Raw genomic sequence first — 14,398 nt, 5'->3', positions numbered from 1 at the left:
CGTTCAGCGCGTCAGCAGGATCTGACAGATGAAGAGGCCCCCGCCGTCGTTCCACACCTCGACGGCGGGGGCTTCGCATGCGCCGTCCTCGGCGGTGAGCAGTCTGACTCCGGCGTCGTCGTAGAGCGCGTACGGGCCCACGGTGCCGCGGACGGCGGCCGAGACGCCCTGCGGGAGCTCGCCCACCGAGGCGAGCGCCTCGCGCAGCGGAGCACCGGCCTCCTCGGTGTAGTACGTCGCCGCGTCATAGTCGCGGCAATTGGCCGTTCCCCCCGATCCGAGCGGGAAACCCGTGCCCAGGCAGTAGCCGCCCGCGGGCATGTCGGGGAGCGTGCCGTGAGCGCTGCGGTACTTCTCGAAGATCTCCTGCCACTGCACGAGCTTCTGGGTGGCCTGCTGATTCGGGGTGGGCTGCGTCGAGGTGAGCACCCAGGCGAGGAATCCGAGAGCCCCGAGGATGACGACCCCGCCGACGATGAGGGCGGTGAGAGCGGCGGGGTGGAGGCGGGCGCGAGACGTGGACGACATGGCGAGCTTTCTCGAGGGGCGGGACGCGGGCGACGCGATGACGGATCGCGCCAGACTCGCATCCGCGGGGTCGGTCTCCGCGCGCGCTCACCGTCCCTCCCGCGGGGAAGCGTCGAAGGTTCACCCGCGTGCTCGCCCGCCCGGGGCCCCGCGTCGGATCGCCCCGGGCGGGCGGGGGAGACTAGGGGGATGAGCAGTTCGGCATCCACCCCCTCCGACCGTTACGTCGTCGCCACCGACGGTGCCTGCAAGGGCAACCCCGGCCCCGCGGGCTGGGCCTGGGTCGGCGAAGACGGCCACTGGGCCGCGGGCTCGATCCCCTCGGGGACGAATAACATCGGAGAGCTGCTCGGGCTCCTGCACGCGATCACCGACCACGCCGACGTGCGCGAGCTCGTCGTGCAGGCCGACTCGAAGTACGCGATCGACACGTACTCGTCGTGGATGGACGGCCACCGCCGTCGCGGGTGGGTGACGAGCGCCAAGAAGCCGGTGGCCAACCGCGGGATCCTCGAGGCGCTCATCGCCGCCCGTGATGCGCGACGCGAGGCGGGGCTCCCCGACGTCGTGCTCGAGCACGTGCGAGGACACTCGGGCCACGTGCTGAACTCGTGGGCCGACGAACGCGCGGTGCGCGCCTCGCAGCATGCGGCGAAGGGCGAGGAACTCATCTGGACCTCGCTGCGCGGTCTCGATCGCCTCGAGGTGCAGAAGGCGCCGCCCCGTTCCGCGGCGGACCGCAACGGCCGCTGAGACCGCCCGGTCAGCCGGCCCGCACCTCGGCCTCCTCCGCCGGGGTGAGTCCGGCGCGTCGGGGCCGATCGATCCCGCGCGCCCGTTCGTCGTCGAGGACGCGTCGCATCGTCTCGGCCAGAGGGCGGCGCCGACCACCGGATGACAGGAACGCGGCATCGCTGCGACGGGAGAAGCCCCGCGCCTCGGCGGGCAACCAGAGCGGGAGCGACCGCGGGCCCGTCCAGTACTGCACACCGCGGGACAGGAGGGTCTCGTCGTCGAGCGGGACGGTCTCGACGCTCGCACCGGCGGCCTCACGGGCGGCGGCGAAGACCGCGGCGAGCGGGAACTCCTCACCGACGGCGTTGACCGGACCGGTCACCTCGGCCGACCCCGCGCGCACGATCCATTCGGCGAGATCGTCGACGTCGATGCCCTGCGCGTGCCGGCCGCTCGGCTCGGGCAGGACCACCCGGCCTCCCCGCGCGAAACGGGCGGGCCAGTAGCCGAAGCGATCGGTCGGGTCGCCCGGCCCCACGATGAGCCCGGCGCGAGCCCGCAGCGCCCGCTCGCCCACGCGCGCGGTGGTCAGTCGCTCGGCGTGCACCTTGGCATCCGCGGACTGCTCGAGGTCGACGGGCTCGACGAGATCCGCGGACTCGTCGGCGAACGGCGCGCCAGAGTCGGCGTACACCGACACGCTCGACACGAGCGTCCAGTGCGCCGCCCGGTGGGCGAGGGCGTCGAGACCGGATGCCACGAAGCCCGGGTCCCACGAGAGCTCGACGACGTCGTCCCACTCGCCGTCGAGGTCGGCGTAGGCGTCGGAGTCGTTCCGGTCGGCGCGCACCAGCCGTGCTCCGGCGGGGACGGCTCCCGACTCTCCCCGGGCGAGACAGGTCACATCGGCGCCGGTGGACAGCGCCGCCGTGGCGAGGGCGCGGCCGAGCCAGGCGGTTCCGCCGAGGATGAGGATGCGTCGCATACGGCCAGCCAATCAGCCGCCGGACCGCGCGGCGAGCGGGTTCGCGCTCGGCGGACGCAACCCCTCGTGGGACGCAACGGCCGTCGGCGGCTGAGTCGGCTCAGGTCGCGCCCTCCGACGGTGCGGGTGTCCCCTGGTGGAACGTCAGGCGCGGGGGCGAGCCCTGCCACACCGACGAACGGCGACTGACGCGCTCCTCGACCGTGAGCAGGTAGTCCAGGAGCACCGTGTCGGGGGCGATGACGCGGCTCGACCGCTCGGCGATCCCGGCCGTCGACGTGCTGGACTCGGACCGCAGGGCGGCGACGACGGCCTCCCGCGTGAAGCGGCGCCCCGATTGCCCGATCTCCACGAAGTCGTCGTCCAGCAGCGGCTCGACCTGAGCGGGGTCCTGGCGCACCCGCGGGTCCAGCAGTCGCTCCTCGGCCGCCCACGCCGCGGCGACCAGGGCTGCGGCATCCCGGTCTCGTCCGCGGATCTCATACCGGCGCTCGATGCCGACGGTCGCGGCGCCCCACGCGCTCGCCGCGACGCGGCGCTGATGGGCGTCGAACGCGGCCTCGTCGACGAAACGCTCCTCGACGCGCCACACGAGGGGGTCGTCGGTGGGGTCGACGTCGAAGCAGACGCAGCCCGGTTCGGCCCGGGTGAGGGCGAGATGCGCGGGCAGGTGTGCGCGCACCCGCGCGGCTTCGGTCTCGTCGGCACAGCGGAGCGAGCCCGACAGCGTGACCTCGCGGCCGCGGTGGGGAGTCGAGGCAGACGTCATCCGCCCACGCTACGGGCTCAGGTGGCGGGGGATGCCAGCGACGGGGTCTTCGCGATGGCATCCTTCAGCACCTTCTCGCCCGGGAAGAGGGTGTCGTGGTACACGTCGCCGAAGGCGAAGGGGGCGCGCATGTGCCAGATCGAGACTCCCGTGCACCACGACGACCGCAGGGGGGCCTTCAGGACCGAGCGGTAGAGCAGCGCTTGCACGTCGTGGTTCAGGGCGCCCGTGGGCGGGGTACTGCCCTCCTGCTGGGCGAGACCGTCGACCCGCGGCTGCACGCCGACCTCGGTGATGAGGAAGGGGATGCGCAGCTGCGCGCACACGTCCTCGAGCTTTCCGAGGTGGTCGTCGGTGCGACCGTCGGCTCCGCGCCAGCCGCCGGCGAGCTCGTCGACGGTGATGTTCGGCGCGGACGGGGTGTAGACCTTGTCGGTCAGGCGGATCCACGAGTTGATGCCGAACACGTCGAGCAGCTGGGCCATGTGCGGGGTGCCCTGCGGCAGCCAGTACGTGTGCAGCAGATACAGCTCCAGCGTGGTGAAGGCGGCGGTGAGCTTCACCCCGGGCTCGGCCGTTCGCACCGTCTTCACGAGATCGACCCATTTCGCGTACTGCGCCGCGTCCGTCTGGCCCGGCTGCTCGCACGCGAGGGAGAGGTACTCGATCCCGTTGTCGGCGCAGAGGCCCGCGAAATGGACCATCTGCTCGGTCCACCGGGAGAAGAAGCCGTCGACGGATGCCGGGGCGTAGTTCGCGCGATAGAAGCCGTCGCCGTCCTTCTCGGTGGCGATGTGGGGCTTCAGCAGAGTGATGCGGACGCCGCGATCCTTCGCGAGGGCGAACACCTTGCGGATGCGATCGTCGGACACGCGGGTGAACGTCGTCGAGGTGGCATCCGGGATGTAGCAGAGCACGACGAGGGTCGCGTGAGCGCCGAGGAGGGCGATGCGGTCGAGTTCGCGCGCCGTCGCGGAGAGGGGGGTCTTCTCGTCGAGGCTGAGCGAGATGCTCAGGTCGCGCCTGATGTCGCCGACCGTGCCGGCGAATCGGCGCCGCCGACGGTCGTCGTCCCGGCGCACCTCGATCGTGAAGGCGTACGGGCCCTGGGTCGTCGGTCGTCCGGCGAGGGTCGCACCGACGATCGCGAGGCCCGCGGGGAGTTCGCCGTCGACGAGCGCCAGCGTCGCGTCGTCGGCTTTCGACAGCGGGCGGCGGACGGTGTCCCACACGTGGAGGTCGAGGTCGGCGGGCGTGCTCGCGCTCGGAGAGGGGGATGCGCCGGAGGCGCTGTTCGACGCAGACATGACGGGCTCTGCCGGAGCGCCGTTGGTGATGACCGTTGCGGCCGCGGCGCTCGCGGCGCCCAGGGCCACCACTCCGAGACCGCCTAGGAGAAGGCCGCGTCGTGAAACGTCCATATCGGCCCCTTCCCGATGCGATGCCGTGAGATGCGCGATGCCGTGTGATGCGCGGTGTCGACGTCGACCGGTGAGGGCCTCGGGGCCCGCCGTCCCAGGCTAGGGCGCGCGGCGGGCGGCGCGACGCCTCAGCGCCGGGATCTGCGTCGATTCTGGGTCTTCTCCCGGGCGGACGGCGCCCGGATGACGCCGGTTACGCTGGGAGACCCGTCACTTGAGGAGTCACTGTGTCATCCGACGAGCGCGCCCGGCGCATCCGCATCCTCCGCACTGCATCGCTCGCCGTCGCGGGTGTCGGAGCGTCGATCGCGATGGCGGTCCTGGGGTCGTGGTGGGCGCCGCTCATCCTGCTCCTCGCGACGGCCGGCGCCGTCCTGGTGATCTGGAAGTCCGACAGCGCGCTCGCCGCCCCTCGCGCCGTCATCCCCGTGCTGGTCGTCGTCAGTGCTCTCACCGTGGCGGGTCTTCTCGGCATCGCCGGTGTGCTGCCGACGGGATGGGCGTGGGCGGCGCTGGGCGCGTACGCGGTGGCCTGGGGCGAATACCTGCTTTCGCAGACGGTCGCCCGCTCGCGCGGCGTCACGGCCTGGCGCTGACCGGCGCCGGCCGCTCCAGACAGATGAGATCGGGGCGGTCGTCCCACGAGGCGACGACCGTGAAGCCCCGGCGTCGGTAGAGGCGGACGGCGTCCTCCCGCCAGCGCCAGACCGAGAGGCGCACGGGTGTGACGGCATCCGCGAGGGCCGTGTCGAGGAGCGCGGACCCGACCCCTCGACCCCGTGCCGGCGGAGTGGTCCACAATCGCGAGAGCTCCACGGCGACGGGCGAGACGCTTACGACGACGATGCCGCAGTCGACGCCGTCGACCGTGGCGATGAGCACCCGGTTCCCCGCGAAGGCCGCCGCGGGGTCTTCGATCTCACGGGCGTAGCGACCGGCCAGCGTCGCCCCCGGCGTCGCGAGCCCGCGTTCGGCCTTCTCCGACTCCGTCCGGCGCAGGTAGTCGCTGAGCAGTCTCGAGACCGAGGCGGCGTCTCGGGGGAAGACGGCGGTCCGCACGACGGTCATTCCTCCACCGTACGACTGCTTCCGAGACGACGAACGGACCCGGATGCCGAGCGGGCGGCATCCGGGTCCATCCGGGGTGGTCAGACCGTCGCGAGCGTCGGCTGCCAGCCGAGGGCGGGCGCGACGTGCGTCGCGAAGTTCTCGACGAGGCGGAGGTTGAACTCCACGCCCATCTGGCTCGGGATGGTCAGCATGAGGGTGTCGGCGCTCATCACGGCCGCGTCGTTCTGCAGCTGCTCCACGAGCACCTCGGGCGGCGCGGCGTAGGTCTTGCCGAACGTCGAGCGCATGCCGTCGATCACGCCGATCTGGTCGCTGCCCGCGGACCCTCCGAAGTACATCTCGTCTTCGGCGGTGACGATCGGGAAGATGCTGCGGCTGACCGAGGTGCGCGGCTCCCCGGCGTGCCCCGCCTCGCGCCACGCGGCGCGGAACGCGTCGAGCTGCTGGGCCTGCAGGATGTCGAACGGCGTGCCGTCGGCCTCGGTGAGCAGCGTCGACGACATGAGGTTCACCCCCATGCGCCCCGCCCACTCCGCGGTCGCGGTGGTGCCGGCGCCCCACCAGATGCGCTTCTTCAGGCCGGGGGAGTGGGGCTCGATGCGCTGCAGACCCGTTCCGCCGCCGAAGGGGCTTATCGGGTCGCGCTCGGCGAGACCCTCGCCCTCGATCGCGCGCAGGAAGAGGTCGAAGTGATCGCGGGCGATGTCGGCGCCACGCGGGTCCTGCGACCCCGTGTACCCGAACGCCTCGTAGCCGCGCTGCACCGTCTCGGGTGACCCGCGGCTCACGCCGAGGGCCAGGCGGTTGCCGCTGATGAGGTCGACGGATGCCGCCTCCTCCGCGAGCATGAGCGGGTTCTCGTACCGCATGTCGATGACTCCGGTGCCGACCTCGATGCGGGAGGTGCGCGCGGCGATCGCCGCGAGCAGCGGCATGGGCGCCGCCTGCTGACGGGCGAAGTGGTGCACCCGGAACGAGATGCCGTTCACGCCGAGGTCGTCCATGCCCTGGGCGAGGTCGATCGCCTGGAGCATCGAGTCGCCCGCGGAGAGATGGTGTCCCCCGCCGAGGGGGCCGTAGTGGCCGAAGGAGAGTGTGCCGAAGGAGCGCATACGCGGTGCAACGCACGGCATCCTGATCTATTCCCACGCATGTAACGCGAGATGGCCCGGACGCCCGCGAGGTGTGGAAGCATTTCGAGAATGGACGATGGCGTGCGGGAGGAGCTGCGGCGACTGCGCGCGCGGGCGTACGGTCCGAGCGCCGACATCTCCGCCGACCCGGCCGCGTACGAGCGGCTGCTCGCGCTGGAAGACCTCGAGCGGTCCGAGCGGGCAGCTCCGGCGGTCGGGACGGCACCGGTTCCGTCAGCCTCGGCTCCGACGGTCCCGCCTCCCTCGGCCCCGGCGGTCGGCGCCGCGGCGCCCGTCGACGGTGACGAGGAAGCCGAGCCCGAGGAGGATGTCGCGCGCGAGCGCGCCCCGCTCCTGCGCTCCAAGCGCACCGTATGGGCGTGGGCACTGTCCCTCGCGTTCGTTGCGGCGCTCGCGAGCGCGGCGACCACCGTGGGGGTCGGGTTCGTGCCGGTCGCCGCGTCCGTGGGAGCGCCGCAGGTGGCGACCCTCGTCGAGGATCCGGGCGCGCAGAGCCCCACCATCTTCGGACAGCGCACGGGGGACGAACGGGGTTTCGCGGACTTCTACGGAGTGAGCGCCTTCGTCGGCACGGCCCAGGTCGATGCGAGCGAGAATCGCAGCTCGTGCCTGTATCTGCTCGACACCGACGAGGTCGGGCAGGACGGCACCACCGGCTTCCGCGGCAACTTCGTCTACGGCGGATGCGGGGCGGGGATCTTCCCCGCCACCGTGCAGTTCGTCGTCGCCGACGGCATGCCGGACGCCTTCATCGAGCGCTTCCCGGTCGGCACGAGCGTGCAATTCGTGTACGACGGCGAGAACGTGGGCGTCTTCAGCGACGCGGGGTGAGGCACGGGGTCGCCAGGCGCGAGCGGTGGGGCCGGTGGCTTCGACGGACTCAGCCGCCTCGGGTGCGGGCTCAGCCGCCTCGGTTCGGCGCAGCCGCCCTGGTTCGGGTCCGGGCGCCTCGGTTCGGGCTCCGCCCTGGCGGCCCCGAGCCTGTCGAGGGGTCCGCCCGCCCGGCGGATGAGAGGGTGGGGGAGTGACCCCCCTCCTCGAGCACGTGCCGACCGGCAGCGATCCGGATGCCGTGTACCTCGGCTTCGTCGAGTGGGCGGCCTCGCGCGGGCTGACGCTGTACCCGGCGCAGGACGAAGCGATCATCGAGATCGTGTCGGGGGCGAACGTCATCCTGTCGACCCCGACCGGCACGGGGAAGTCCCTGGTCGCGGTCGCCGCGCACGCGGCATCCCTCTCCCGAGGCGGCCGCACCTATTACACGGCGCCTATCAAGGCGCTCGTGAGCGAGAAATTCTTCGCGCTCGTCGACATCTTCGGCGCCGAGAACGTCGGGATGGTCACCGGCGACTCCTCGGTCAACGCCGAGGCGCCGATCGTGTGCTGCACGGCGGAGATCCTCGCCAACCTGGCCCTCCGCCAGGGCGCCGCCGCCGATGTCGATCAAGTCGTCATGGACGAGTTCCACTACTACGGCGAGGCCGACCGCGGCTGGGCGTGGCAGGTGCCGTTGCTGCTGCTGAACCGCGCGCAGTTCATCCTCATGTCGGCCACCCTCGGTGACGTCGAGGACATCGCCGACGACCTCTCGCGCCGCACCGGTCGGCCCACGGCGAGAGTCACCGGCGTCGAGCGCCCGGTGCCGCTGCACTTCGAGTACGCCCGCACGCCCGTGCACGAGACCGTGCAGGAGCTGCTCGACACGAAGCAGGCGCCGATCTACGTCGTGCACTTCTCGCAGGCCGCGGCCATGGAGCGCGCGCAGGCGCTGTCGTCGATCCGCATCATCGGCCGCGAGCAGCGCGACGAGATCGCCGAGGCGATCGGCGGGTTCCGTTTCACCACCGGCTTCGGCAAGACGCTCTCGCGGTACGTGCGCGCCGGCATCGGCGTGCACCACGCCGGCATGCTGCCGCGCTACCGCCGCTTGGTCGAGACGCTCGCGCAGCGGGGGCTGCTGCGCGTCATCTGCGGTACCGACACGCTCGGGGTCGGTATCAACGTGCCGATCCGCACCGTGCTCATGACGGCGTTGACCAAGTACGACGGCACGCGCATGCGTCAGCTCTCGGCGCGGGAGTTCCACCAGATCGCGGGGCGCGCGGGCCGCGCCGGCTACGACACCGCGGGCACCGTCGTGGTGATGGCGCCCGATCACGAAATCGAGAACGCAGCGCAGATCCTCAAGGCCGGCGACGACCTCAAGAAGCAGAAGAAGATCGTCCGCAAGAAGGCGCCGCAGGGCTTCGTCAACTGGACCGAGCAGAGCTACGACCGTCTCGTCGCGGCGGAGCCCGAGCCGCTCCAGCCGCAGATGACGCTTTCGGCCGCCATGTTGATCAACGTCATCGCGCGCGGCGGTGACGTGTTCGGCAACGTCCGCTCGCTCGTGTTCGACAACCACGAGCCCCGCGCCCGCCAGTACGAGCTCGCGCGGCGCGCGATCGCGATCTTCCGCACCCTGGTGCAGGCCGGCGTGGTCGAGGCGGGGGCCGACGGCATCCGGCTCACCGTCGATCTCCAGCCGAACTTCGCACTCAACCAGCCGCTGTCGCCGTTCGCGCTCGCCGCGATCGAGATGCTCGACCCCGAGGTCGAGCTCGGCAGGGGACCGGATGCCGCGCCCCCGGCGTCATCGGTCGGCACGGGGCACTACGCGCTCGACGTCGTCAGCGTGATCGAGGCGACGCTCGACGACCCGCGCCCGATCCTGTCGCAGCAGCAGTTCCGGGCGCGGGGCGAGGCGGTCGCCGCGATGAAGCGCGAGGGCATCGAATACGACGAGCGGATGGAGCTGCTCGAGGAGATCACCTGGCCGAAGCCCCTGGAGGAACTGCTCGCGCAGGCGTACGAGGTGTTCGCGTCGAGCCAGCCCTGGATCCGCGATTTCGAGCTCTCGCCCAAATCGGTCGTGCGCGACATGTTCGAGCGGGCCTGCTCCTTCGGCGAGTACGTCTCGCTGTACCAGCTCGCGCGCAGCGAGGGTCTGGTGCTGCGGTACCTGAGCGATGCCTATCGCGCGATCCGGCAGACGGTGCCGGTCGACGCGCAGACGCCCGACCTGCTCGATCTCATCGCGTGGCTCGGCGAACTGGTGCGGCAGGTCGACTCCAGCCTCGTCGACGAGTGGGAGCAGCTCATCAACCCGGCAGACGATCCGGATGCCCCCGTCGTGCCTCCGGCGCCGCCGTCGATCCTCACCAACCGCCGCGCGTTCGTCGTGCTCGTGCGCAACGAGATGTTCCGGCGCGTGCAACTCGCTGCTCTGCAGCGGGACGAGGAGCTCGTCGAGCTGGATCCGGATGCCGGCTGGCCCGACGTTCTCGATCGCTACTTCGACGAGCACGACGCGATCGGCACGGGCGGAGCGGCACGCTCGTCCGCTCTGGTCGACATCGACGAGTCGTCGGCCTCCGACGGCGTGTGGCGCGTCGAGCAGACCATCGACGACCCCGCGGGCGACCACGACTGGCGCATCCGCGCGGAGGTCGACCTCGCGGCATCCGAGGAGGAAGGCACCGCGGTGGTCCGGGTCACCGAGGTGCTGCGGCTCTGACGCCTCCTCCCCGATCCTGCGATGGGTGAAGTTCTCCACCGATCGCACGTGCGCATGTGATTTCCGGTGAGCGGCGTCGTACAGTGAACGCACGCCGCGCACAGGAAGGATCGGCCGTGACTCTCGACATCGCACAGGTGTTCATCGCCCTCGCCGCGTTGTTCCTCACGTTCTCTGCGGCGATTCTGGGCGGCGTGAAATGGATGCTCGATCGGGTCGAGCGTCGGACCGACCGCAACTTCGCGCAGGTCGACCGGAGGTTCGAACAGGTCGATCAGCGCTTCGAACAGATCGATCACCGGTTCGACCGCCTCGAGGCCCGCATGGAGCGGGCGGATGCCCGCATGGACCGCGCTGACGCACGGTTCGACGAGCGGATGGCGCGTATCGACGCCCGCGAACGGCAGATCGACGACCGGCTGCTCAAGATCGACGCGAACATTCTCGACATCACCGCGAGAATCGCCGGCATGAATGACAGCATCGTGGAGATGAAGGCCTCGCTCGCGCGGCTCGAAGGCCCGCACCCGCCCCTGCTGATCGCGCGCGGCTGACGCTTCCCGTCCGCGCCGACCATCGGTGCGGCGCCCGGGCCCTCGCACGAACGCCGGATGCCGAGGCCCTGAGGCCCCGGCATCCGGCGTGATCGGTTCCGCTCAGGACTTGCGGGCGACGCGGTTCTCGGCGCTGACCATCCATGACAGCTGCTCGAGACGCTCGAGCACGCCGTGCAGGATGTCGGCGCTCGTGGGGTCTTCCTCGTCGACGTCGTCGTGCACGTCGCGGACGGTGCCGACGACGGCATCCAGGCGCTCGGTGATGAGGTCGATGACCTCGGCCGTGTCGACCTCGCCCTGCGGGAACTCGGGGAGAGTGGTGGTCTCGGCGACCGTGTCGCTGCGCCCGTCGGGCAGGGCGTGCAGCGAGCGCATGCGCTCCGCGATCTCGTCACCGAATTCGCGCGCGGCGTCGATGATCTCGTCGAGCTGCAGGTGGGTGTCGCGGAAGTTCTTGCCGACGACGTTCCAGTGGGCCTGCTTGCCCTGGATCGACAGCTCGATGAGGTCGACCAGCACGGCCTGGAGGGCGTCGGTCAGCTGCTCCGACGCCTGGAACCCCTTCTCGGCGTTCTGCTCGTCGGTGGTCTCCGGACCGCTGCCTCCGCGCGCGGGGCGGCGACGGTTCTTGGTGGGGGCGTCCTTCGTGGTGGTGGACATGCGCGTTCCTTTCGCTCACGGTCGGTAGCGACGTTAGGCCGCAGGCTCGAGCGGGCGGCGGGGGTTGCGAGCGCGTCGGAGGAGAGGTACCGGAGCCGCGTCCGTAGCCGCTCGGACGCCATACGACAACCCCGGGGGAGCCTCGGCACGCGATTCCTACCGTGAAGACGTGCCTCCCACTCCTCCCGCACCGTCTCGGCCCCTTCGCGACTACGCCGCGATCGGCGACGGCCGAACGGTCGCGCTCATCGGCCTCGACGGTTCGGTGGACTGGCTTCCGCTACCCAACATCCACTCGCGCCCGGTCTTCGCGCGTCTCGTCGACGAGTCGGCGGGAGGCTGCATCGAACTGGCGCCCGTGGAGGAATACGAGGTCTCTCGGCGGTACATCCCGCGCACGAACGTCCTCGAGACCACCTTCACAACCGCCTCCGGGGTGGCCACCCTCACCGACGCGATGGTCACGGGCATCGCCGGACGCCTGCCGTGGGCCGAGCTCGCCCGCCGCGTCGACGGAGTGAAGGGCGAGGTGGAGTTCGCGTGGTGCGTTCAGCCGGGCACGATGCTGCGCTCCGCGGCCCCCTGGACCGAACGCATCGACGGCTTCTCGGTCATGCGCATCGGCCATGTCTCGCTCGCGGTGACGGGCCACGAGCACGGAGTCCATGGAGACCCGGATGCCCGCAACGAGAGCATCGACGGAGGGTTCACGACCACGAAGGGCTCGCGGCACCTGCTCGTCATCGCCGCGACCGAGGGCGAGCCCCTGCGCATCCCGGACGCGAAGAACGTGGACCGGGGCATCGACCGCACGATCGGCGGTTGGCAGATGTGGTCGGACGAGTTCTCCTACGAGGGTCCGTGGGCCGACGACGTGCAACGCAGTGCCCTCGCGCTCAAGCTCCTGCTGTTCAGCCCGACCGGGGCCATCGCCGCAGCGGCGACGACATCGCTGCCCGAGAACCCCCGCGGCGGCAAGAACTGGGACTACCGCTTCGCATGGGTCCGCGACCTCGCCTACACCGCGCACGCGTGGGTGGGGTTCGGTCTGCGCGAGGAGACGCACGCGGCGATCTCGTGGCTGCTGCGGACGATCCGCAAGAACGGTCCTGAGGTCCAGGTGATGTACACGCTCGACGGCGACGCCGAGATCGGGCTCGAGAAGCACGAGGTCCCGGGGTGGAACGGCAATCAGCCGGTCGTCACGGGCAACCCCGCGCAGGGGCAGCTGCAACTCGGCGTGTACGGCGACCTCATCGCGCTGTGCCGCACCTACGTCGAGGCCGGCAACCGCCTCGACACCCAGACCGGGCGGCTCCTCGCCGACGTCGCCGATCGCACGTGCGACCTCTGGCGTCGCGAGGACTCGGGCATGTGGGAGCTCCCGGAGCTCCGCCATTACACCTCGTCGAAGATGGGGTGCTGGAAGGCCCTCGACGACGCCCAGTGGCTGGCGGACGGCGGGCACATCCCCGACAACGGCGACCGCTGGCGCGCCGAGCGGGATCGCATCCACCGCTGGGTCGAGGAGCGCTGCTGGTCGGACGAGCTTCAGGCCTACACGATCGCGCCCGGCAGCGAAGACCTCGACGCCTCCGTGCTGCTGCATGCGCCGACGGGATTCGACCGGGGCGAGCGCATGTCGAAGACCCTGGATGCCATCACGGAGCGCCTCACGACCGAGAACCACCTCGTCTATCGCTACACCGGCATGGACCAGGAGGAGCAGACGTTCGTCGCCTGCGCCTTCTGGCGAGCCACCGCCCTGGCCTGCGTCGGTCGGCACGACGAGGCCCTCGAGGCGATGGACGCCCTCGTCGCCCAGGGCAACGACGTCGGGATCTACTCCGAGATGATCGCCGAGTCCGACGGGGCGTTCTGGGGCAACCTGCCGCAGGCGCTCAGCCATCTCGCCCTCATCAACGCCGCCCTCGTCATCCGCGACCTCGTGGACGACGCCGTGCTGAACAACCGCTGACCCTCCCGTCGAGGCGCCGTGCCTCGGCATCCCCCCATGAAAGGACTCGCCATGAGCACGCAGTACACCTTCACCGACCCGGCGAAGCTCTACGCCGACATCGACCCGCAGTCGCAGGACGAGAAGGAGCCCGGCCTCGATGCCGAGCTGACGCCGAAGGCCGCCCTCGGCGAGGACACCTACGTCGGCAGCGACCGACTCACGGGGCGCAAGGCGCTCATCACCGGCGCCGACTCCGGCATCGGCGCGGCCACCGCCATCGCGTTCGCCCGCGAGGGCGCCTCGGTCGCGATGTCGTACCTGCCGCAGGAGCAGGTGGATGCCGATCGCATCGCCGGCATCCTGCGCGAGGCCGGCGCGACCGTGGTGCAGATCCCCGGCGATCTGCGGGAGCGCGAGTACGCGCGCACGCTCGTGAAGGAAGCGGTCGAGGGCCTCGGCGGGCTCGACATCGTCGTCAACAACGGCGGCAAGCAGATCTTCAACGAGGACGTCACCACGCTGACCGACGAGCAGTTCGACGACACCTTCAAGACGAACGTCTACGCGATGTTCTGGATCTGCAAGGAGGCCGTGCCGCACCTGCAGCCCGGCTCGACGATCATCAACACGACGTCGATCCAGGCGTACTCGCCGGCGCCGATCCTCGTGGACTACGCCTCGACGAAGGCGACGATCAACACCTTCACCAAGGCTCTCGGCCAGCAGCTGGCGCCCAAGGGCATCCGCGTCAACGCGGTGGCACCGGGACCCATCTGGACGCCGCTGCAGGTCACCGACGGACAGCCCGACGAGAAGGTCGACGAGTTCGGCGAGGAGACGCCGCTCGGACGCATGGGTCAGCCCGCCGAGCTCGCCCCGGCGTACGTGTACCTCGCGTCGGCCGAGTCGAGCTACGTCATCGGCGAGACGCTGAACGTCAATGGCGGCATGCCCACGCCGTAAGCGCTGCACCGCGAAGGGTCGTCGTCCGGGTTCGGACGG

Annotated in this window: 14 protein-coding genes; 7 read left to right on the top strand and 7 right to left on the bottom strand. The window is 70.9% G+C overall.

Translation table 11 applies throughout. The annotated features are described in order from the left end of the window. Nucleotides 1-3: 3 nt before the first annotated feature. Complete coding sequence (locus ACFZA2_RS14650) at nucleotides 4-528, bottom strand: hypothetical protein (RefSeq protein WP_391406290.1); 525 nt, start codon at nucleotides 526-528, stop codon at nucleotides 4-6. A 189-nt stretch (nucleotides 529-717) separates the two neighbouring features. On the opposite strand from ACFZA2_RS14650, the gene ACFZA2_RS14645 reads away from it, so the two are divergent. After that, a complete protein-coding gene (locus tag ACFZA2_RS14645; RefSeq protein WP_136586766.1) occupies nucleotides 718-1,281 on the top strand; it encodes a ribonuclease H in 564 nt (187 codons plus the stop codon). A gap of 10 nt (nucleotides 1,282-1,291) precedes the next feature. Here ACFZA2_RS14645 and ACFZA2_RS14640 read toward each other — a convergent pair whose 3' ends face one another. From ACFZA2_RS14640 to ACFZA2_RS14630, 3 genes are all read right to left on the bottom strand, one after another. Beyond that, complete coding sequence (locus ACFZA2_RS14640) at nucleotides 1,292-2,248, bottom strand: reductase (protein WP_391406286.1); 957 nt, start codon at nucleotides 2,246-2,248, stop codon at nucleotides 1,292-1,294. Nucleotides 2,249-2,348: 100 nt separating this feature from the next. After that, nucleotides 2,349-3,017 (bottom strand): DUF4440 domain-containing protein, encoded by a 669-nt coding sequence (locus tag ACFZA2_RS14635; RefSeq protein WP_391406283.1) that lies wholly within the window; start codon nucleotides 3,015-3,017, stop codon nucleotides 2,349-2,351. Between the two features lie 17 nt (nucleotides 3,018-3,034). Beyond that, nucleotides 3,035-4,438, bottom strand: coding sequence for a glycoside hydrolase family 113 (locus tag ACFZA2_RS14630; protein ID WP_391406279.1), 1,404 nt, complete (start codon nucleotides 4,436-4,438; stop codon nucleotides 3,035-3,037). 227 nt (nucleotides 4,439-4,665) lie between these two features. Between ACFZA2_RS14630 and ACFZA2_RS14625 the strand changes: the two genes are divergently transcribed. Beyond that, nucleotides 4,666-5,034, top strand: a complete 369-nt coding sequence (locus tag ACFZA2_RS14625) for a hypothetical protein (protein ID WP_315994959.1) — start codon at nucleotides 4,666-4,668, stop codon at nucleotides 5,032-5,034. Here ACFZA2_RS14625 and ACFZA2_RS14620 read toward each other — a convergent pair. Further along, the gene (locus tag ACFZA2_RS14620) at nucleotides 5,018-5,506 is read right to left on the bottom strand and encodes a GNAT family N-acetyltransferase (RefSeq protein WP_391406276.1); all 489 of its coding nucleotides are present in this window, start codon (nucleotides 5,504-5,506) and stop codon (nucleotides 5,018-5,020) included. The two genes, ACFZA2_RS14625 and ACFZA2_RS14620, sit on opposite strands and share 17 nt — an antisense overlap. Before the next feature lie 80 nt (nucleotides 5,507-5,586). Then, the gene (locus ACFZA2_RS14615) at nucleotides 5,587-6,621 is read right to left on the bottom strand and encodes an LLM class flavin-dependent oxidoreductase (RefSeq protein WP_391406273.1); all 1,035 of its coding nucleotides are present in this window, start codon (nucleotides 6,619-6,621) and stop codon (nucleotides 5,587-5,589) included. A gap of 90 nt (nucleotides 6,622-6,711) precedes the next feature. On the opposite strand from ACFZA2_RS14615, the gene ACFZA2_RS14610 reads away from it, so the two are divergent. The 3 genes from ACFZA2_RS14610 (at nucleotide 6,712) to ACFZA2_RS14600 (ending at nucleotide 10,773) form a co-directional block, all read left to right on the top strand. Next, nucleotides 6,712-7,494: a hypothetical protein gene (locus ACFZA2_RS14610; protein WP_391406270.1), complete on the top strand. Its 783-nt coding sequence runs from the start codon at nucleotides 6,712-6,714 to the stop codon at nucleotides 7,492-7,494. Nucleotides 7,495-7,687: 193 nt separating this feature from the next. Beyond that, nucleotides 7,688-10,219 (top strand): DEAD/DEAH box helicase, encoded by a 2,532-nt coding sequence (locus ACFZA2_RS14605; RefSeq protein WP_391406267.1) that lies wholly within the window; start codon nucleotides 7,688-7,690, stop codon nucleotides 10,217-10,219. Between the two features lie 137 nt (nucleotides 10,220-10,356). Beyond that, nucleotides 10,357-10,773: a hypothetical protein gene (locus tag ACFZA2_RS14600; protein ID WP_391406264.1), complete on the top strand. Its 417-nt coding sequence runs from the start codon at nucleotides 10,357-10,359 to the stop codon at nucleotides 10,771-10,773. 102 nt (nucleotides 10,774-10,875) lie between these two features. Here ACFZA2_RS14600 and ACFZA2_RS14595 read toward each other — a convergent pair whose 3' ends face one another. Next, nucleotides 10,876-11,436 (bottom strand): Dps family protein, encoded by a 561-nt coding sequence (locus ACFZA2_RS14595; protein WP_391406261.1) that lies wholly within the window; start codon nucleotides 11,434-11,436, stop codon nucleotides 10,876-10,878. A 169-nt stretch (nucleotides 11,437-11,605) separates the two neighbouring features. On the opposite strand from ACFZA2_RS14595, the gene ACFZA2_RS14590 reads away from it, so the two are divergent. Together ACFZA2_RS14590 and ACFZA2_RS14585 are read left to right on the top strand one after the other, a co-directional pair. Then, the gene (locus tag ACFZA2_RS14590) at nucleotides 11,606-13,414 is read left to right on the top strand and encodes a glycoside hydrolase family 15 protein (RefSeq protein ID WP_391406257.1); all 1,809 of its coding nucleotides are present in this window, start codon (nucleotides 11,606-11,608) and stop codon (nucleotides 13,412-13,414) included. A gap of 51 nt (nucleotides 13,415-13,465) precedes the next feature. After that, the gene (locus ACFZA2_RS14585; RefSeq protein WP_391406254.1) at nucleotides 13,466-14,359 is read left to right on the top strand and encodes an SDR family oxidoreductase; all 894 of its coding nucleotides are present in this window, start codon (nucleotides 13,466-13,468) and stop codon (nucleotides 14,357-14,359) included. The last annotated feature ends 39 nt before the right edge of the window (nucleotides 14,360-14,398 follow it).

The organism is Microbacterium sp. NPDC007973 (assembly GCF_042958465.1).
Lineage (GTDB): Bacteria > Actinomycetota > Actinomycetes > Actinomycetales > Microbacteriaceae > Microbacterium > Microbacterium galbum.
The sequence above is the reverse complement of the archived record's forward strand: the minus strand, read 5'-3'. Positions and strand labels throughout refer to the sequence as shown.

Excerpts from the sequence above, each read along its gene's own strand:
- ACFZA2_RS14650 (WP_391406290.1), bottom strand. The coding sequence starts at position 528 with ATGTCGTCCACGTCTCGCGCCCGCCTCCACCCCGCCGCTCTCACCGCC.
- ACFZA2_RS14645 (WP_136586766.1), top strand. The coding sequence starts at position 718 with ATGAGCAGTTCGGCATCCACCCCCTCCGACCGTTACGTCGTCGCCACC.
- ACFZA2_RS14640 (WP_391406286.1), bottom strand. The coding sequence starts at position 2,248 with ATGCGACGCATCCTCATCCTCGGCGGAACCGCCTGGCTCGGCCGCGCC.
- ACFZA2_RS14635 (WP_391406283.1), bottom strand. The coding sequence starts at position 3,017 with ATGACGTCTGCCTCGACTCCCCACCGCGGCCGCGAGGTCACGCTGTCG.
- ACFZA2_RS14630 (WP_391406279.1), bottom strand. The coding sequence starts at position 4,438 with ATGGACGTTTCACGACGCGGCCTTCTCCTAGGCGGTCTCGGAGTGGTG.
- ACFZA2_RS14620 (WP_391406276.1), bottom strand. The coding sequence starts at position 5,506 with ATGACCGTCGTGCGGACCGCCGTCTTCCCCCGAGACGCCGCCTCGGTC.
- ACFZA2_RS14615 (WP_391406273.1), bottom strand. The coding sequence starts at position 6,621 with ATGCGCTCCTTCGGCACACTCTCCTTCGGCCACTACGGCCCCCTCGGC.
- ACFZA2_RS14610 (WP_391406270.1), top strand. The coding sequence starts at position 6,712 with ATGGACGATGGCGTGCGGGAGGAGCTGCGGCGACTGCGCGCGCGGGCG.
- ACFZA2_RS14595 (WP_391406261.1), bottom strand. The coding sequence starts at position 11,436 with ATGTCCACCACCACGAAGGACGCCCCCACCAAGAACCGTCGCCGCCCC.
- ACFZA2_RS14585 (WP_391406254.1), top strand. The coding sequence starts at position 13,466 with ATGAGCACGCAGTACACCTTCACCGACCCGGCGAAGCTCTACGCCGAC.